Below are 19,204 nucleotides of genomic sequence, written 5' to 3' on the forward strand. Positions count from 1 at the left end.
AGCTAGCTTCTTTCTTAAAACGGCCGCCCTGGATGGGGAGAAATTAAAAGACGAGGTGTAAATAACGATGGCGAATGCATATAAGCAAGCAGGAGTAGATATTGAAGCTGGATATGAAGCGGTATCTCGCATGAAAAAACACGTACAAACAACAATGAGAAAAGAAGTACTAGGCGGTTTAGGCGGTTTTGGAGGTATGTTTGATCTATCAAAATTTGCATTAGAAGAACCTGTATTAGTATCTGGAACAGATGGCGTGGGAACGAAATTGATGCTCGCTTTTATGGCAGATAAACATGACACTATTGGTATTGATGCAGTAGCAATGTGTGTAAATGATATTGTTGTCCAAGGGGCAGAGCCGCTTTTCTTCCTTGATTATATTGCTTGTGGTAAAGCTGAACCTAGTAAAATTGAAAACATCGTCAAAGGTATATCAGAGGGCTGTCGCCAAGCTGGTTGTGCATTAATTGGTGGGGAAACAGCTGAAATGCCAGGTATGTATTCTACGGAAGAATACGACTTAGCTGGTTTTACAGTTGGGATTGTTGATAAAAAGAAAATTGTAACAGGTGAAAAGATTGAAGCTGGTCACGTATTAATTGGCTTAGCATCTAGCGGTATTCATAGTAATGGTTACTCTTTAGTACGAAAAGTGTTACTAGAAGATGGAGAACTATCTTTAGATCGCATTTATGGACGCTTAGAACTACCTCTTGGTGAGGAGTTATTAAAACCAACGAAAATTTATGTCAAACCTATTTTAGAACTATTGAAGAAACATGAAGTATACGGTATGGCGCATATTACAGGTGGTGGATTCATTGAAAATATTCCACGTATGTTGCCAGAAGGAATCGGTGCGGAAATTGAACTAGGAACTTGGGAAATTCAGCCGATCTTCAGTTTACTTCAAGAAGTTGGGAAACTAGAAGAGAAAGAAATGTTCAATATTTTTAACATGGGTATTGGTATGGTAGTAGCGGTGAGGGAAGAAGATGCAAAAGATATTGTTCGTCTTCTTGAAGAGCAGGGAGAAACAGCTCGTATTATTGGACGTACTGTACAAGGGGATGGCGTTACCTTCAATGGGGGCACAGCACTATGAGTAGATTAGCAGTTTTTGCTTCTGGAAGCGGATCTAACTTTCAATCTCTCGTTAATGCGGTAGAAGAAAAGAGATTGGATGCAGATATTAGTTTATTAGTATGTGATAAACCAGAGGCACGCGTTATTGGACGGGCACATTATCATCATGTTCCGTGTTTCGCCTTTTCAGCGAAAGCATATGAGTCAAAAGAAGTATTTGAAAAAGAGATATTAAAGAAGCTAGAAGAGTATGAAATTGATTATGTTATTTTAGCTGGATATATGCGTTTAATTGGGCCAACTTTACTAGAAGCATATGGCGGGAAGATTATTAACATTCATCCATCACTACTACCGAGTTTCCCGGGTAAAGATGCTGTCGGTCAAGCGTTAGAAGCAGGTGTGAAAGTAACTGGAGTAACAATTCATTATGTAGATGCAGGTATGGATACAGGTCCAATTATTGCGCAAGAAGCAGTAGTTGTTTCTGAAGGGGATACGAGAGAAAGTTTACAAAAGAAAATTCAACAAGTTGAACATAAATTATACGTAAATACAGTGAATCAAATTGTTCAGTCTGTGAAAGAACCAACTGTTAACTAACATACAACCAGGGGTGAAGGATAAATGAAAAAGCGTGCATTAGTAAGTGTTTCAGATAAAACAGGAGTAGTAGAATTTGTTAAAGGTTTACTAGAACAAGGGATTGAAGTTATTTCAACAGGTGGTACGAAAAAATTACTAGAAGAAAATGGTTTACAAGTAATCGGTATTTCTGAAGTAACTGGTTTCCCAGAAATTATGGATGGCCGTGTAAAAACATTACATCCAAATATTCATGGTGGTCTATTAGCAGTTCGTGATAATGAAACACATGTAGCGCAAATGAATGAATTAGGCATTCAACCAATTGACTTTGTTGTTGTTAACTTATACCCATTTAAAGAAACAATCGCTAAGCCTGATGTAACATTTGCTGATGCAATTGAAAATATTGATATCGGTGGCCCAACAATGATTCGCTCTGCTGCGAAAAATCATAAATTTGTATCGGTAATTGTAGATCCAGTAGATTATGATGTTGTATTAGCAGAACTGAAAGAGAACGGCGAAGTAAAAGAAGAGACGAAACGTAAATTAGCAGCGAAAGTATTCCGTCATACAGCGGCATATGATGCGTTAATTTCTAACTACTTAACAGAACAAATGGGTGAAGAAAGTCCAGAAACGTTAACTGTGACGTTTGAGAAAAAGCAAGACTTACGTTATGGCGAAAATCCACATCAAAAGGCAACGTTCTATAAAGCACCATTCGCAGTAACTTCTTCTGTTGCATATGCAGAACAGTTACACGGTAAAGAATTATCTTATAACAACATTAATGATGCAGATGCAGCGCTTAGCATCGTTAAGGAATTTACAGAACCAGCAGTTGTAGCAGTGAAACATATGAATCCTTGTGGTGTTGGTATAGGTACGGACATTCATGAAGCATATACACGTGCTTATGAAGCTGATCCAGTATCAATTTTTGGTGGTATTATTGCAGCGAATCGTGAAATTGATAAAGCTACAGCTGAAAAGTTACATGAAATTTTCTTGGAAATTATTATTGCTCCTTCGTTCTCGCAAGAAGCTTTAGAAGTGTTGCAAAGTAAGAAGAACTTACGCTTACTAACTGTAAATATTGAAAAAGCAACAAGTGCAAGCAAAAAATTAACTTCTGTACAAGGTGGACTTCTCGTTCAAGAGGAAGATACGTTATCATTAGATGAGGACGCAATTTCAATTCCAACGAAACGTGAACCATCAGAGCAAGAGTGGAAAGATTTAAAACTCGCTTGGAAAGTTGTAAAACATGTGAAATCAAATGCGATTGTTTTAGCGAATGATAACATGACAGTTGGTGTAGGTGCGGGACAGATGAACCGTGTAGGTTCTGCAAAAATCGCAATTACACAAGCTGGCGAAAAAGCACAAGGTAGCGCACTTGCATCTGATGCTTTCTTCCCAATGCCAGATACAGTAGAAGAAGCAGCAAAAGCTGGTATTACAGCAATTATCCAACCAGGTGGATCAATTCGTGATGAGGATTCTATTAAAGTAGCAGATAAGTATGGGATTACGATGGTGTTCACTGGCGTACGTCATTTCAAACACTAATAGAGTAATTTTAGAAAAAAGAAAACTAGGAGCATAGCTTCTAGTTTGTACTTATTTAAGTATTGGGGGATGAAATATGAATGTTTTAGTAATTGGCCGCGGTGGACGTGAGCATGCTTTAGCTTGGAAGTTTGTACAATCTGAAAAGGTAGAAAAGGTGTATGTAGCACCAGGTAATGAAGGTATGCGAGATGTTGCAACCCCAGTTGATATTGATGAAAATGATTTCGATGCGCTAGTCTTATTTGTAAAAGAGAACAATATAGGCTTAACTTTCGTGGGGCCAGAAGTTCCACTTATGAACGGGATTGTTGACCGTTTTGAGGAAGAAGGACTTCGCGTATTTGGCCCAAATAAAGCAGCTGCTGTTATTGAAGGAAGTAAAGCTTTTACAAAGGAGCTTATGAAAAAGTATAATATTCCAACGGCAGCGTATGAAACTTTTACAGACTATGAAGAAGCGGTAAAGTATATTGAAAAAGTCGGTGCACCGATCGTTATTAAAGCAGATGGCTTAGCTGCAGGTAAAGGTGTAACAGTAGCAATGACGCTTGAAGAGGCATTACAGGCTGTGAAAGAAATGCTACAGGGTGTGAAATTCGGCGAAGCGAGCAAGAAAGTTGTTATTGAAGAGTTTCTAGACGGACAAGAATTTTCATTAATGGCATTTGTAAATGGAACAACTGTACATCCGATGGTAATTGCTCAAGATCATAAACGAGCTTTTGATGGCGATAAAGGGCCTAATACAGGCGGAATGGGTGCATATTCTCCAGTACCACAAATTCCGGAATCAGCAGTTCAAGAAGCGATTAAAACAGTATTACATCCAACTGCTAAAGCGATGATCCAAGAAGATCGTTCGTTTACAGGAATTTTATATGCAGGTCTTATTTTAACAAATGATGGTCCAAAGGTAATTGAATTTAACGCACGCTTTGGCGACCCTGAAACAGAAATTGTATTACCTCGTTTAGAAAATGACTTAGTTGATGTATGTAATGCAGTATTGGATGAAAGTGAGTTAACGCTGAAGTGGTCGGAGGAAGCAGCTATTGGTGTCGTTCTTGCTTCAAAAGGATATCCAGAAGCATATGAAAAAGGTGCTATTATTTCTGGTTTAGACCGTTTAGAAGATGTGATTGTTTTTCATGCAGGCACAACTATGCAGCATGGAGAATTTGTTACAAATGGTGGTCGAGTGTTATTCGTTGCTTGCAAAGCAAAAAATTTACAAGAAGCGAAAGATAAAGTATATAAAGAAATCGGTAAAATTGAGAGTGATGGTTTATTTTATCGAAATGATATAGGGTATCGGGCAATTGGGCATGAGATGACGAGAAGTTAATATAAAAATCCCGCTGATTTCTCAGCGGGATTTTTATGCATCCTTATCTTTTTTTAATTTTCCTTTTTGCTTTGCCATTTCTCGAAGCAAATACTCGATGTGTGCGTTGACGCTGCGAAACTCATCATTCGCCCATTTTTCGATGACTGCGTGTAATTCAGGGTCAATACGTAATGGAAAGCTTTTCTTTTTAGCCATAATTACTTACAACCTTTAATATAGGCTTCCTGTATTAATAACTGGTTGCGCACCTTTATCAGAAACGATGGCAACTAATAAGTTGTTAACCATATTTGCTTTACGCTCGGCATCTAAATCAAGTACGCCCTCTTCATCGAGCATTTGGATTGAATCTTTAGCCATTTTTACAGCACCTTCAACAATTTCTTTTCGTGCAGCTAACACCGCTTTTGCTTGTTGACGTTGCAGCATTGCATGAGCAATTTCTGTTGCGTAGGCTAAATGTGTTAAACGAGTTTCTAAAACTTCCACGCCGGCAATTTCAAGACGTGCTTCTAATTCACGCTTTAATTCTTCCGAAACTTCTTCAGTATTTCCACGTAATGTGATACAAGTTTCATCTTGGAAATTATCATAAGGATATTTTGTTGCAACATGACGGATTGCTGTTTCACTTTGAATTTCTACAAATCGATCATAATGCTCAACTCCGAAAATTGCTTTTGCGGAATCGACAACTTTATATACAATAACAGCTGCAATTTCAATTGGATTTCCATCCACATCATTTACTTTTAATTTTTTACTATTAAAGTTTTCAACACGTAAAGAAACGGTTTGACGAAGTGCGAATGGAATTGTTAAAAATAACCCATTTTCACGAATTGTTCCCAAATAATTACCGAAAAACGTAATGACTTTTGCTTGGTTCGGTTGGACAATACCGATACCTGTTGCAAGCACAGCGGCTAAAATAAGGGCCAAAATAGCTACTACAAAGATTTCTTGCACAAGACAAAATGCGCCGACAGCAGTTAAAATGAAAATCCCAATAATACCGAGAAAACCATTTACATAAAATACTTGTTTTTCTTTCATATAATCGCCTCCTGATATAAAAATGATATCACTTTTATATCATTATACGCAAGTGATTTACACCTAATTTTCTGAATTTTATCAATTAAAATTGTTTATGTATGTTTGAGGGGCATAAGGTTTGAAAAAAACGAGAACATAAGTTCTGTTTGTGGTAAAATAAAGAAGACTTAGCCGCCCACTGCAGCAGCTAAGTCTCTTTGAGAGCATCTTACATCGTGACAAATGATTCAAAGCGGTTTCGCCAGAATTGCTTCTTCAATCGCTGACTCAATCTCTTTGTCAGAAGCATCATAACTTCCTTTTGACGTTTGTATGTCATGATCGGAAGTCTGATTAACTTCCTCTTTAGCATGTCCTTTTTCATTGAAATTCATGCTAGGCATTTTAAAGGAGCTCATATTCATATATTTTCCAAACTTACATGCTTCAACAATAGGACAGAAACGAACAATTCCCTCTGCAATTTTCATTGCACCCATCCATAGCAAAACTTTAGACCAAGTGCACCACGGTTTACGTACGAGCTTAGCTGTACTGCAACCAAATAAGATTAATCCGAGTGTAATTCGAATTAGGGCGTTAACTGTACTGATGTTTTGCTTCATTAGAAAAACACTCCTTCTTTACGAACTTCGAAATAGAAAATACTATTTCAAGTATTAGTATTCCGTGTAAGTTTTGTGATATGTAATCCAACATTTAACGTTGAAAAAGATGTTAGATTGGGCGTGTGTGTAAGTAGTTTTTTTTGTTATAATGTAAGAATGCATATAAGGAAGTTCAAAAAGTCCGGGGAAATTAATTGCTCTTTTGAACAGAAATATAGATAAGATTAGAGAAAAAGAAAGGGTGTTTTCATGTACGATATTTCCGTATGGAAACATGTATTTAAGCTTGATCCGAATAAGGAATTAAGCGATGAACATTTAGAAATGATTTGTGAATCTGGAACCGATGCAGTAATTGTAGGCGGAAGTGATGGAGTTACAATTGATAACGTATTACACATGCTAGTAAGCATTCGTAGATATGCAGTTCCTTGTGTGTTAGAGGTTTCTGATGTGGAAGCAATTACACCAGGATTTGATTTTTATTACATCCCAAGCGTTTTAAATAGCCGAAAAGTAGAATGGGTAACGGGCGTTCATCATGAGGCATTGAAAGAATTTGGGGATATTATGAACTGGGATGAAATTTTCATGGAAGGATATTGTATTTTAAATCCGGAAGCGAAAGTAGCCCAGCTTACAGATGCAAAATGTGATTTAACAGAAGATGATGTAATTGCATACGCACGTATGGCAGACAAGCTTTTAAATTTACCTATTTTCTATTTAGAATATAGCGGTATGTATGGGGATATTGAACTTGTTAAAAATGTAAAAGCAGAATTACAACAATCAAAATTATATTATGGTGGCGGAATTTCAAGTGCAAAAGAAGCGAAAGAAATGGCGCAGTATGCTGATACGGTTGTTGTTGGAAATGTAGTTTATGAGGATATAAAAGCAGCTTTACAAACAGTTAAAGCAGTAAAAGGAGAGTAGGTGCAGGCACATATGAGTATGACAGATAGGTTATTAAATGGTTTAAATCCGCAACAACAAAAGGCGGTACAAACAACGAATGGACCACTTCTATTAATGGCAGGCGCGGGGAGTGGTAAAACGCGTGTGCTAACACATCGTATCGCATATTTACTTGGCGAGAAAGGTGTAGCACCATGGAACGTATTAGCAATTACCTTTACAAATAAAGCAGCTCGTGAAATGCGTGAACGTATTGATACGCTTGTTGGTCCCGAGGCAGAGGATATTTGGATTTCTACATTCCACTCAATGTGTGTACGTATTTTACGACGTGATATTGATCGTATTGGAATTAATCGTAACTTCACAATTTTAGATGCGAGTGATCAACTTACCGTTGTGAAAAAAATTATGAAAGAGCGTAACATTGATCCGAAAAAATTCGATCCACGCTCTATTTTATCCGGAATTAGTAATGCGAAAAATGAATTGTTATCTGCGGATAAATATGCAAAACAAATTTCGATTGCTGATCCATTTGAGAAGTTAACGAGTGATGTGTATACGGAATATCAAAAACGTCTTTTGAAAAATAACTCATTAGATTTTGATGATTTAATTATGACAACGATTCAGTTGTTTGAACGTATTCCAGAAGTGTTGGAATTTTATCAGCGTAAATTTCAATATATTCACGTTGATGAGTATCAAGATACGAACAGAGCGCAATACATTCTTGTAAATAAGTTAGCATCTCGTTTTAAAAATCTTTGTGTCGTTGGTGATTCTGATCAATCCATTTATCGTTGGCGTGGGGCGGATATTTCTAACATTTTGTCATTCGAAAAAGACTATGAAAATGCACAAGTTATCTTGTTAGAACAAAACTACCGTTCATCACAAAATATTTTAAATGCAGCTAATGCTGTAATTGAAAAAAATTCAAATCGTAAACCGAAGAAGCTTTGGACAGATAACCAAGTTGGAAGTAAAATCTCGTATTACCGTGCTGCAACCGAAAAGGACGAAGCATATTTTGTTGCGAAAAAAATTCGTGATGAAATTCAAATGGGTAACCGAAAATATACTGATTTTGCAGTGTTATATCGAACGAATGCGCAGTCTCGTATGGTCGAGGAGATTTTCTTGAAATCAAATATTCCATACAAAATTGTCGGCGGTATTAAGTTCTATGACCGTAAAGAGATTAAAGACATTTTAGCGTACTTACGTTTAATTGCGAATCCAGATGATGAGATTAGTTTCGCACGTATTATTAACATGCCAAAACGCGGAATCGGTGCGACTTCTATCGATAAAATTATTAATTACGGTGTACAAAATGGAATTTCATTAACTGCTGTGTTAGATGAAATTGAACATGTTGGAGTAAGTGCAAAAATTACAAAAGCAGTGAAAGAATTTGCAAGTTTATTACACAACTGGGTCAACATGCAGGAATACTTATCGGTTACAGAACTAGTAGAAGAAGTAATCGAAAAAACGGGCTATCGCGATATGTTGAAAAATGAGCGTTCTTTAGAGGCTGAAGGTCGTCTAGAAAACTTAGACGAGTTTTTATCTGTTACGCAAACATTTGAATCACAAAGTGAAGATAAGAGCCTTGTTGCTTTCTTAACGGACTTGGCACTTGTTGCGGATATCGATCGTGTAGATGAAGATCCAACTGCTGGTGACGAAGTTATTTTAATGACGATGCATTCAGCAAAAGGGCTAGAATTCCCGATTGTCTTTATTGTTGGATTAGAGGAAGGGGTATTCCCTCATACTCGTTCTCTTATGGAAGAAGATGAAATGCAAGAAGAACGCCGTCTTGCTTATGTAGGGATTACTCGTGCGGAAGAGGAATTGTATTTATCGAATGCTCAAATGCGTACTTTGTTCGGTAGAACAAATATGAATGCGGCATCGCGATTTATTTCAGAAATTCCTGGAGAGTTAGTAGAATCGTTAAATGAAACAGCGCCGAAGCGTGAGACATTTGGTGCGAAAGGAAGAACAACTGGAGCTGGGGTGACACGCTCTCGTTCAGCAATTGTGCGTCCGACAGTGAAAACAACAGGAGGAGAGCAAATTGGCTGGGCAGTAGGCGATAAAGCTTCCCATCAGAAGTGGGGAGTCGGTACAGTTGTAAGTGTAAAAGGTGAAGGTGACGCAAAAGAATTGGATATTGCATTCCCAAGTCCAATCGGTATTAAACGTTTATTAGCAAAATTTGCACCTGTGACGAAACAATAAGAAAGGAATGAGGATATGTCAAAAGAGATAACAAAAAAGCGTATAGAAGAATTGCGTGATATGTTAAATACATTTAACTATCAATATCACGTATTAGACAATCCTTCTGTTTCTGATGCGGAATATGACCGTAATATGCAGGAGCTTATAAAATTAGAAGCAGAGAACCCAGAATTTATAACTGAAGACTCTCCCTCCGTTCGCGTTGGGGGAGCTATACTTGATATATTTGAAAAAGTAACGCATAAATCACCGATGTTAAGTTTAGGAAATGCCTTTAATGAAGGGGATTTACGTGATTTTGATCGAAGAGTACGTCAAGGAATTGATGATGCAAATGTAAGATATATATGCGAATTAAAAATTGACGGACTTGCCGTTTCGCTTCATTATGAAAAAGGACGCTTTATTCAAGGAGCAACACGCGGTGATGGTATAACTGGAGAAGATATTACCCAAAACTTAAAAACGATTAAAGCAATCCCTCTTCGTTTAAACGAAGAAATAACTTTAGAAGCGCGAGGCGAGGCGTATATGCCGAAGCGTTCATTCGTGAAATTAAATGAAGAGAAAGAGCAAAATGGTGAGGATGTATTTGCCAATCCTCGTAATGCAGCAGCAGGATCGATACGTCAACTTGATCCAAAGATTGCAGCGAAGCGTAATTTATCTATGTTTGTATATGGTCTTGCTGATGTGGAAGAAAAAGCAATTACATCTCATAGTGAAGCATTAAATTTCTTAGGTGAACTTGGATTTAAAACGAATCCAAATCGTCGTATTTGTGAAACAATTGAAGACGTCATAGCTTATGTTGAAGAATGGCAAGAAAAACGTCCGAATCTTGATTATGAGATCGATGGAATTGTTATTAAAGTGGATGATGTTGCTTTGCAAGAAAGCTTAGGAACTACAGCAAAAAGTCCTCGATGGGCGATTGCATATAAATTCCCAGCAGAGGAAGTTGTAACGAGGTTAACAGGAATTGAATTAAGCGTTGGTCGTACAGGTGTTGTAACACCAACGGCAGAATTAGAGCCAGTGCGAGTAGCAGGAACAATTGTCCGCCGTGCATCTTTACATAACGAAGATTTAATTCGTGAAAAAGACATTCGAATTGGTGACTACGTTGTTGTGAAAAAAGCTGGAGATATTATTCCTGAAGTTGTTAACGTTATTTTCGATAAGCGTACTGGTGAGGAAGAAGAATATCGTATGCCAACGCATTGTCCGGCATGTGATAGTGAGCTCGTTCGTTTAGAAGAAGAAGTGGCACTTCGCTGTATTAATCCAGCTTGTCCGGCTCAAATTCGTGAAGGATTGATTCATTTCGTTTCAAGGAACGCAATGAATATTGACGGGCTTGGAGAACGTGTCATTACACAACTATTTGAAGCAGACTACATTCGGACATTTGCGGACTTGTATCCATTAACGAAAGAACAATTGCTACAATTAGAGCGTTTCGGTGAAAAATCAGCTACAAATTTAGTACAGGCAATTGAAAAGTCTAAAGAAAACTCATTAGAGCGATTATTATTTGGTCTTGGTATTCGTCATGTTGGTGCGAAAGCAGCACGTACATTAGCTGAGCACTTTGAAACGATGGATGAGCTTGTGAAAGCAACAGAAGAAGAGTTGAAACTGATTAATGAGATTGGTGAAAAAATGGCCCAATCAGTTGTAACATACTTTGATAACGAAGATGTGTTAGAATTATTACAACAGTTTAAAGAGTATGGCGTAAACATGAAATACAAAGGTATAAAGCGTGTTGATTTACAAAATGCTGAGTCTTACTTTGCTGGAAAAACGGTTGTCCTAACAGGGAAGTTAGAAGTGATGGGGCGCAGTGAAGCAAAGAAAAAGATAGAAGAACTAGGCGGAAAAGTAACAGGAAGTGTAAGTAAGAGTACGGATTTAGTTGTTGCTGGAGAAGCTGCTGGCTCGAAATTAGCGCAGGCAGAGAAGCATAATATTGAGGTTTGGAATGAAGAGAGGTTCTTACAAGAGCTGAATAAGTAAGAGGTGCAAACTTGCCATGAAAAAAATAGCATTAGCAGTATTAAGTCTGGGGCTACTTGTAAGCGGATGTAGCACAGGAGCGAAAAAAGAAGAAAAAGTGGTCGAAAAGTCAGGTAAAGCAAAAGAACAAGCGGTTGTCCCAAGATACTCTATTTCGGATGAGTATTATAAAACGACTGTTCCGTTTGAGCCAGAATCTGCACGCGGCTTAGTTGTACAAGGTTTAAATAGTCGTTTAGACATAGATGAATTTGAAACAGGATTAATGCGTATTGCGAAAGAGTCATATAGTACGAAAGATTATTTGTTTAAAGCTGGTAAATATTTAGACAAAAATACTGTTCAAATGCTTGTAAAGAGAAAGCGTACAGATGCTGAGCAAAAAGAGCTAGAAGAAAAATTGAAAAAAGAAGCTGTTAAATTCCCTAATATAGGATTGAATCCAGCTTTACCGGAAGGATCTGAATCAGCGGAAGTACGAAATAAGAAAAATCCAATATATCTTTCGAACATTTTAGAACACAACTATTATTCAAAAACAGGCGATAATCAAGTTAAGCTTGGTGGCGTCGTAATCGGTTTAGCAATGAATTCAGTGCATTATTTCCCTGAAGAGCATGGATATCCACGTGAAACTGAAATTTCGATGGATGATATGCAGCGTGAAGGAAAGCGTATGGCGCAAGAGATTTTAACATTGTTGCACAAAAATAAGCCAGAATTAAAAGATGTCCCAATTACATTCGCAATGTATCGACAAGGTCCGAAATCGACACTTGTACCAGGGAATTTTGTTTCTTATGCTCAAGTGGAAAAAGGTAGTGAAACGATCGGAGACTGGAAAGCGATTAACGAAAAATACTACTTATTCCCATCTGAAGCAGCAAAAACAGATAAACGTGAAGATTACGCAACTGTAGAAAACTTTAAATCGAAATTAAGTGGGTATTTCCAAGGTGATTATACAGCTGTTATCGGTACAGGAATGTATCAAGATGACCAATTAAAAGAAATGAAGCTTGAGATTCCTGTTCAGTTTAATGGAAAAGCTGAAGTTATTGGTTTTACACAATATGTGGCAGGGCTTGTTATGGAGTACTTCCCAAATTATATGAAAGTACAAGTAACAATTAAATCTGTTGAGCGTCCAGAAGCTGTTATTGTACGTGAGGCGAAGCAAGATGAGCCGTTCGTAAAAATTTTAGACTAAGAATTAAGGCTGTTCCTTTACGGAACAGCTTTTTTTATTCTGGAATTTTGTTATAATTTCTAATGTTACAAATAAAGGGTGAGGGGAAAAAGTATGGATGAATTAAGTTTGCAAGTCGTTATTTTATTAATCGCTTTTGGTTTTTTAGCTGCCTTTATTGATTCTGTGGTTGGCGGAGGGGGGCTAATTTCACTTCCTGCGCTCATGTTTATTGGTTTATCACCTGCTTCGGCGATTGCAACGAATAAGTTAGCTGCAACGATGGGGACTTTTACAAGCGCAGTTTATTTTATTCGTTCGGGAAAGGTAGATTTTCGGATTGTAGGAAAGTTAATCCCATTAACTATTATTGGGGCAATTGCTGGAGCTTTAGTAGTAAAGTTTATTCCGCCTGATATTTTACGTCCACTTGTACTCGTTATGTTGGTATTTATTGCAATTTATATTATTGTAAAAAAAGATTGGGGAAGTGTATCTACCTATAAGAAGATGACAAAAGGAAAAGCATTAATGTTTTTCTTCGTTATTTTAAGTTTAGGATTCTATGACGGCTTCTTCGGTCCGGGAACAGGATCATTTTTAATCTTTGCATTTTTATTAATTGGATTGGATTTTATTCAAGCAGCAGCATCTGGTAAACTTTTGAATTTTGTTAGTAACATTGTATCTTTAATTACATTTTTATTTTTAGATGTCATTCATTTTGAATACGGTATTATTATGGGATTATCAATGATTTTAGGTGCTTATTTTGGATCGAAGTTTGCGATTCAAAAAGGTGTTGGATATGTAAGGACTTTATTTTTATTAGTTACTATTTTATTGATTGGAAAAAATGTTTTGGAATATACTCATATTTTGTAGCTTCATACGTGCTGTATGAAGCTCTTTTTTTATTATATTTTAAAAATTAATTAATTTTTAAAATATAAGTCTAGGAATATTTGAATAAATCTAAATTATCGTGTAGAATAATGTTGTAAAATGTAAACGTTTTTCTAAGGGGAGGCTAAAAAGAATGGTAGTAGCATACAAACATGAGCCATTTACAGATTTTTCAGTAGAGGCTAACAAATTAGCGTTTGAAGAAGGTTTAAAGAAAGTAGAATCTTATCTTGGACAAGACTATCCATTACTTATTGGGGGAGAAAAGATCACTACAGAAGAGAAAATTGTTTCTGTAAACCCTGCAAATAAAGAAGAAATCGTTGGTCGTGTTTCAAAAGCAAGCCGTGAGTTAGCTGAAAAAGCAATGCAAGTAGCGGATGAAACATTCCAAACTTGGAGAAAGTCAAAACCAGAAATGCGTGCAGACATTTTATTCCGTGCTGCAGCAATCGTTCGTCGTAGAAAACATGAATTCTCTGCTATTCTTGTAAAAGAAGCAGGTAAACCATGGAATGAGGCAGATGCTGATACAGCAGAAGCAATTGATTTTATGGAGTATTATGGTCGTCAAATGTTGAAATTAAAAGACGGTATTCCAGTAGAAAGCCGTCCAATTGAATATAATCGTTTCTCTTACATTCCATTAGGAGTAGGTGTTATCATTTCTCCATGGAATTTCCCATTTGCAATTATGGCAGGTATGACAACAGCTGCATTAGTTTCTGGTAACACAGTATTACTAAAACCAGCTAGTACAACTCCTGTAGTAGCAGCGAAATTTATGGAAGTATTAGAAGAAGCAGGCTTACCAGCTGGTGTAGTAAACTTCATCCCTGGTAGCGGTTCTGAAGTTGGTGACTACTTAGTAGATCATCCTCGTACACGCTTCGTTAGCTTTACTGGATCACGTGATGTAGGTATTCGTATTTACGAGCGTGCGGCAAAAGTAAATCCAGGACAAATTTGGTTAAAACGTGTTATCGCTGAAATGGGCGGTAAAGATACAATCGTTGTTGATAAAGAAGCAGATCTTGAATTAGCAGCTAAATCTATTGTTGCATCAGCATTCGGATTCTCAGGACAAAAATGTTCTGCTTGTTCTCGTGCAGTAATCCATGAAGATGTATACGATCACGTATTAAATCGTGCTGTTGAATTAACGAAAGAATTAACAGTAGGTAACCCAGATGCAAAAGATATAAACATGGGACCTGTTAATGACCAAGCTGCATTTGATAAAGTAATGAGCTACGTTGCAATTGGTAAAGAAGAAGGTAAAGTAGTAGCAGGTGGCGAAGGAGACGATTCTAAAGGCTGGTTCATCCAACCAACAATCGTTGCTGACGTTGCAGAAGATGCTCGCTTAATGAAAGAAGAAATCTTCGGACCAGTAGTAGCATTCTGTAAAGCAAAAGACTTTGATCATGCACTTACAATTGCAAACAATACAGAATACGGTTTAACGGGAGCAGTTATCTCTAACAACCGTGATCATATTGAAAAAGCACGTGAAGACTTCCACGTTGGTAACTTATACTTCAACCGTGGATGTACTGGTGCAATCGTAGGTTACCAACCATTTGGTGGCTTTAACATGTCTGGTACAGACTCTAAAGCAGGTGGACCTGACTACTTAGCACTTCATATGCAAGCAAAAACTACTTCTGAAACTTTATAAGAACTAGTAGAAGAGATCTTCACGCCTTGTGAAGATCTCTTTTTATCTGTAGAAATATCAAGCTTATATTTAGCAGGGTTTAAACTATATATTACCAAATTTAGTTTTTATAGTAGGATCCTTGAAATGGCAGGATAAACGTGTGAAATGAAACAAAAAACTATGAAAAATTGATTTATTAGTCACATTTTTTTGTATTAATTTTAAGAATTTCCTGTATAATTCAATTTGAAAGAAAATCTATGGTTCGACAAGAGAACACTCCTTTCGGTTTTGCTAACTGGAAGGCGTGTTTTTTATTTTATATGTGAATATTCGTTTTTAAAAACTCTTCCATACTCATAATGTTTGCATAGACTCCATTCAAACTCGCCAAAATTGCATTATGAATATAAACAGCTGGTATAGTAGCATTTTTAAATGAAAGATCTTTTGTAGTGCAAGCATCGTGTATTACGGTGCAATGAAGGCCGAAATCAAAAGCAGCCCTTACGGTTGCATCAATACACATATGAGTCATCATCCCGCATATAACAACATGCTCAATTTCTAAACGTTGTAATTGTTCTAGAAGGCTAGTTTCTCGAAAGCTATTTGGATAGTGTTTGAGGATAACAGTTTCAGCTTTTAATGGACGAACATTCTCATGGATGTGAACACCTTCTGTGTTAGGTAGAAAAAAAGTAGCATTATCTTTCGTAGCTACATGTTGAATATGGAAAATAGGCTTATTTTTTTCTCTAAAATGCTGTAATAGTTGGCTAGCACATTCGCTTGCTATTACCGGATTCCGCAATTCCATCTTTCCATTTGGAAAATAATCATTTTGAATATCAACGAGCAAAAGGGCTGTTTTCATATACTTATCTTCCTCCGATTTCATATTCAAATAATGTTATTCAATGAGTAGAGAAGATTCTCCTTTTTAAAAGTATGAGTGAGAAGAATTTTACATAACTTTAAAAATCACTATTGTATTGCAATTTTTAATTTGAAAATTTAAATAGAAAAATAATTAATAGTTTTCTAAAAAATGTATTGACTCTTATTATTCTGAGTTCTATAATGAGAATTAATTAAATGACAATTAAATCGATATATTCTTATCCAGAGAGGTGGAGGGACTGGCCCTACGATACCTCAGCAACGGGTTTTTAAATACCGTGCTAATTCCAGCAAGCCTTAAAGTAGGCTTGGAAGATGAGAAGATGTGAACGAGTACATATAAGTGCTCTCCTTCTTATCTTTTATTACTGATAAGAAGGAGAGCACTTTTTATTTTGCCTCGAAAGCTCTACTTCAAGTTTTAACAGCATATAGGAAGGAAGAAAATGATTTCTTTTAACAATGTAAGTAAAGTATATGAAGCAGGTGGGCAATCTGTTCATGCGGTGGAGGATGTAACGCTGTCAGTTGAAAAGGGCGAAATTTTTGGCATTATCGGATTTAGTGGTGCTGGAAAGAGTACGTTATTACGTCTAGTAAATATGTTAGAAAGACCAACTGCGGGAACGATCTCAATAGATGATAAAGATATTACATCATTATCGACGAAAGAGTTACGGAAACTAAGACAAAGCATCGGAATGATTTTCCAAAGTTTTAATCTATTTAATTCAAGAACAGTGTTTGGGAACATTGCTTATCCATTAAAGTTAGCGAAATTGCCAAAGAATGAGATAAAAGATAGAGTGAATGAACTACTGAAATTTGTTGGTTTAGAAGATAAAGCAAACTATTATCCAGAGCAACTATCAGGCGGACAAAAGCAACGTGTTGGGATTGCAAGAGCGCTTGCGACATCACCGGATATTCTCATATGTGATGAGGCAACATCAGCTTTAGATCCGGAAACAACAACAGAAATTTTAAATTTATTAAAGAAAGTAAATAGAGAGTACAATTTAACGATTCTACTTATTACACATGAAATGCACGTTGTGAAAGAAATTTGTCACCGTGTAGCCGTTATGGAAAAAGGAAAAGTCATCGAAGAAGGATCATTATTCGATGTCTTTACAAAACCTAAAACGAAGACAACTCAAAATTTTGTACGCTCTGTTATTAATGATCACTTACCAGAAAGTGTTCTAGCGAAAATTCAAAACGGAGGTCAGATTTATCGCCTGACTTTTACTGGGGAAGAGACAGGGCAGCCTGTACTATCATATATTGCGAAAAATTATAATGTCGATGTAAATGTTCTTTACGGAAATATTATTGAACTCCAAAATGTTTTATTTGGAAACCTTCTTGTAGAACTACAAGGTGAACAAAGAGAAATTCAAAAAGCACTACAACATCTAAGATTGCAAGTGCAGTTGAAGGAGGTAGAAGCTCATGCGAGTTGATTGGAGTATATTTTGGCCTCGCATATTAGATGCGACAGGGGAAACCCTCTTAATGGTAATTGTAACCCTTATATTTGCTACAATACTTGGTATACCTCTAGGTTTACTTTTATATGTAACACGCAAAGGGAACTTTTTAGAAAATAAATGGGTCTTTTCTATTCTTAATATCATTATTAATACGATTCGTCCGGTTCCATTCATTATCTTTTTAGTAGCTTTAAGTCCGATAACAAGAAGTGTTATTGGAACGACGATTGGAACAGCAGCAGCAATCTTTCCAATGACGTTAGTTGCTTCAATTGGTATTGCTAGAATGGTTGAAACAAACCTTGTTTCTGTTCCGAAAGGAGTAATTGAAGCTGCACAAGCAATGGGTGCTTCACCACTTAGAATTGTTTTTGAAATTCTCGTGCCAGAAGCGTTAGCACCATTGATCTTGGGAGTTACGTTTATGACAGTTGGTTTAATTGAATTTTCTGCAGTCGCAGGACTTGTCGGTGGTGGAGGTCTTGGCGACTTAGCAATGACATATGGCTATCAACGCTTTGATACATCAGTTATGTTTGTAACGGTTGCTTTACTTATTATTCTTGTACAGTTAGCTCAAAATTTAGGGAACTACTTTGCGAAAGTCTTTTTACGTAGATCATAAAAAGAAGAGGGGAAAATAAAATGAAGAAAATATTAGCATTTGCATTATCAGCGATTGTAGGAATTTCAGCTTTAAGCGGCTGCTCAGGTGGAGACAAAGGTGCTGAAGCGAAAGAGAAAGTAGTTCGCGTCGGTGTAACTGGAACAGATGGAGACGCTTGGGAAATTTTAAAGAAAAAAGCTGAAAAAGAAGGAATTAAAATTAAACTGGTTGAGTTCTCTGATTACACAACGCCAAATAAGGCGTTAGCTGATGGAGATATTGAACTAAACTCATTCCAGCATATTGCTTTCTTAGAGCAATTTAAAAAGGAGCATAAGTTAGATATTACAGCTGTTGGTACAACACAAATAGCACCGATGGGCTTATACTCTGAAAAATATAAGAAAGCAAATGAAATCCCAGATGGTTCAGAAATTGCTATTCCAAATGATCCAACGAACCAAGCACGTGCATTAAAACTTCTTGATGCAGCTGGAATATTAAAGCTTAAGAAGGATTTCGGTCTATTTGGAGATCCAAGTGGTATCGCTGAAAATCCGAAGAAATTAAAAATTACACCGGTTATCGCACAGCAAACACCTCGTGTATTAAAAGATGTAGCAGCTTCAGTTATTAATAACGGTGTTGCTGGTCAAGCTGGATTAGATCCAGCGAAGGATCCTATTTTCTTAGAAGATCCAAAGAATGAAAATGCGAAGCCATATATTAATATTTTCGCAGCTCGTACGAAAGATAAAAATGATCCAACGCTGAAAAAAGTAATTGAATTATACCATTCAAAAGAAGTAACAGATGCAATTAAGAAAGAAACAAATGATGGTTCAATTTCAGTAGATCTTTCACTCGATGAGCTTGCAAAAATCGTAAAATAACATTGAGTTTAACGGACTAACAGTAGGAACCCCTCCGCTGTTAGCTCGTTCAACATATAATCTACTTAACAA

17 protein-coding genes and 1 riboswitch are annotated in these 19,204 nt (G+C 36.7%); of the genes, 13 read left to right on the forward strand and 4 right to left on the reverse strand.

The features are described 5' to 3' along the window. The first annotated feature begins 67 nt into the window (after nucleotides 1-67). From purM to purD, 4 genes are all read left to right on the forward strand, one after another. Nucleotides 68-1,108 carry a phosphoribosylformylglycinamidine cyclo-ligase gene (purM, locus tag DJ93_RS14555; protein WP_042981528.1) on the forward strand — a complete coding sequence of 347 codons (1,041 nt, stop codon included), beginning with the start codon at nucleotides 68-70 and terminating at the stop codon, nucleotides 1,106-1,108. After that, nucleotides 1,105-1,692, forward strand: coding sequence for a phosphoribosylglycinamide formyltransferase (purN, locus tag DJ93_RS14560; RefSeq protein WP_042981529.1), 588 nt, complete (start codon nucleotides 1,105-1,107; stop codon nucleotides 1,690-1,692). Before purM ends, purN begins: the two co-directional genes overlap by 4 nt. Before the next feature lie 24 nt (nucleotides 1,693-1,716). After that, nucleotides 1,717-3,252 carry a bifunctional phosphoribosylaminoimidazolecarboxamide formyltransferase/IMP cyclohydrolase gene (gene purH, locus DJ93_RS14565; protein ID WP_042981530.1) on the forward strand — a complete coding sequence of 512 codons (1,536 nt, stop codon included), beginning with the start codon at nucleotides 1,717-1,719 and terminating at the stop codon, nucleotides 3,250-3,252. Nucleotides 3,253-3,328: 76 nt separating this feature from the next. Continuing rightward, entirely contained in the window at nucleotides 3,329-4,600 is a 1,272-nt protein-coding gene (gene purD, locus DJ93_RS14570; protein ID WP_042981532.1) for a phosphoribosylamine--glycine ligase, read from the forward strand. Nucleotides 4,601-4,633: 33 nt separating this feature from the next. On the opposite strand, the gene DJ93_RS14575 is transcribed toward purD, so the two are convergent. From DJ93_RS14575 to DJ93_RS14585, 3 genes are all read right to left on the reverse strand, one after another. Next, nucleotides 4,634-4,798 carry a type II toxin-antitoxin system antitoxin gene (locus DJ93_RS14575; protein ID WP_001085171.1) on the reverse strand — a complete coding sequence of 55 codons (165 nt, stop codon included), beginning with the start codon at nucleotides 4,796-4,798 and terminating at the stop codon, nucleotides 4,634-4,636. Nucleotides 4,799-4,813: 15 nt separating this feature from the next. Next, on the reverse strand, nucleotides 4,814-5,659 hold the full coding sequence (locus DJ93_RS14580) for an SPFH domain-containing protein (RefSeq protein WP_042981533.1): 846 nt from the start codon (nucleotides 5,657-5,659) through the stop codon (nucleotides 4,814-4,816). 230 nt (nucleotides 5,660-5,889) lie between these two features. Further along, complete coding sequence (locus tag DJ93_RS14585; RefSeq protein ID WP_042981535.1) at nucleotides 5,890-6,267, reverse strand: YgaP family membrane protein; 378 nt, start codon at nucleotides 6,265-6,267, stop codon at nucleotides 5,890-5,892. 252 nt (nucleotides 6,268-6,519) lie between these two features. On the opposite strand from DJ93_RS14585, the gene pcrB reads away from it, so the two are divergent. The 6 genes from pcrB to pruA all read left to right on the forward strand — a co-directional run bounded on the left by pcrB (nucleotide 6,520) and on the right by pruA (nucleotide 15,251). Then, a complete protein-coding gene (gene pcrB / locus DJ93_RS14590) occupies nucleotides 6,520-7,209 on the forward strand; it encodes a heptaprenylglyceryl phosphate synthase (protein WP_042981536.1) in 690 nt (229 codons plus the stop codon). 12 nt (nucleotides 7,210-7,221) lie between these two features. Next, nucleotides 7,222-9,450: a DNA helicase PcrA gene (gene pcrA / locus DJ93_RS14595; protein ID WP_042984209.1), complete on the forward strand. Its 2,229-nt coding sequence runs from the start codon at nucleotides 7,222-7,224 to the stop codon at nucleotides 9,448-9,450. 15 nt (nucleotides 9,451-9,465) lie between these two features. Then, nucleotides 9,466-11,475 carry an NAD-dependent DNA ligase LigA gene (ligA, locus tag DJ93_RS14600; RefSeq protein ID WP_042981537.1) on the forward strand — a complete coding sequence of 670 codons (2,010 nt, stop codon included), beginning with the start codon at nucleotides 9,466-9,468 and terminating at the stop codon, nucleotides 11,473-11,475. A gap of 16 nt (nucleotides 11,476-11,491) precedes the next feature. Then, nucleotides 11,492-12,685: a CamS family sex pheromone protein gene (locus tag DJ93_RS14605; RefSeq protein ID WP_042981538.1), complete on the forward strand. Its 1,194-nt coding sequence runs from the start codon at nucleotides 11,492-11,494 to the stop codon at nucleotides 12,683-12,685. A 93-nt stretch (nucleotides 12,686-12,778) separates the two neighbouring features. Further along, on the forward strand, nucleotides 12,779-13,549 hold the full coding sequence (locus DJ93_RS14610; protein WP_042981540.1) for a TSUP family transporter: 771 nt from the start codon (nucleotides 12,779-12,781) through the stop codon (nucleotides 13,547-13,549). Between the two features lie 154 nt (nucleotides 13,550-13,703). Next, nucleotides 13,704-15,251, forward strand: a complete 1,548-nt coding sequence (gene pruA / locus DJ93_RS14615) for an L-glutamate gamma-semialdehyde dehydrogenase (protein ID WP_042981541.1) — start codon at nucleotides 13,704-13,706, stop codon at nucleotides 15,249-15,251. Nucleotides 15,252-15,552: 301 nt separating this feature from the next. Here the strand turns inward: pruA and DJ93_RS14620 are convergent, their stop codons facing one another. Continuing rightward, on the reverse strand, nucleotides 15,553-16,110 hold the full coding sequence (locus DJ93_RS14620) for a cysteine hydrolase family protein (RefSeq protein WP_042984213.1): 558 nt from the start codon (nucleotides 16,108-16,110) through the stop codon (nucleotides 15,553-15,555). A gap of 241 nt (nucleotides 16,111-16,351) precedes the next feature. After that, nucleotides 16,352-16,458: riboswitch (SAM riboswitch) on the forward strand. A gap of 124 nt (nucleotides 16,459-16,582) precedes the next feature. On the opposite strand from DJ93_RS14620, the gene DJ93_RS14625 reads away from it, so the two are divergent. Genes DJ93_RS14625 through DJ93_RS14635 form a run of 3 tightly spaced genes read left to right on the forward strand, consistent with a single transcriptional unit; the run spans nucleotide 16,583 to nucleotide 19,132 of the window. Then, the gene (locus DJ93_RS14625; protein ID WP_042981543.1) at nucleotides 16,583-17,602 is read left to right on the forward strand and encodes a methionine ABC transporter ATP-binding protein; all 1,020 of its coding nucleotides are present in this window, start codon (nucleotides 16,583-16,585) and stop codon (nucleotides 17,600-17,602) included. After that, nucleotides 17,592-18,257 carry a methionine ABC transporter permease gene (locus DJ93_RS14630; RefSeq protein WP_042981544.1) on the forward strand — a complete coding sequence of 222 codons (666 nt, stop codon included), beginning with the start codon at nucleotides 17,592-17,594 and terminating at the stop codon, nucleotides 18,255-18,257. The genes DJ93_RS14625 and DJ93_RS14630 overlap by 11 nt, the downstream gene beginning before the upstream one ends. 20 nt (nucleotides 18,258-18,277) lie before the next feature. Beyond that, a complete protein-coding gene (locus tag DJ93_RS14635; protein ID WP_042981546.1) occupies nucleotides 18,278-19,132 on the forward strand; it encodes a MetQ/NlpA family ABC transporter substrate-binding protein in 855 nt (284 codons plus the stop codon). Nucleotides 19,133-19,204 lie beyond the last annotated feature (72 nt).

It is taken from the genome of Bacillus clarus (assembly GCF_000746925.1).
Lineage (GTDB): Bacteria > Bacillota > Bacilli > Bacillales > Bacillaceae_G > Bacillus_A > Bacillus_A clarus.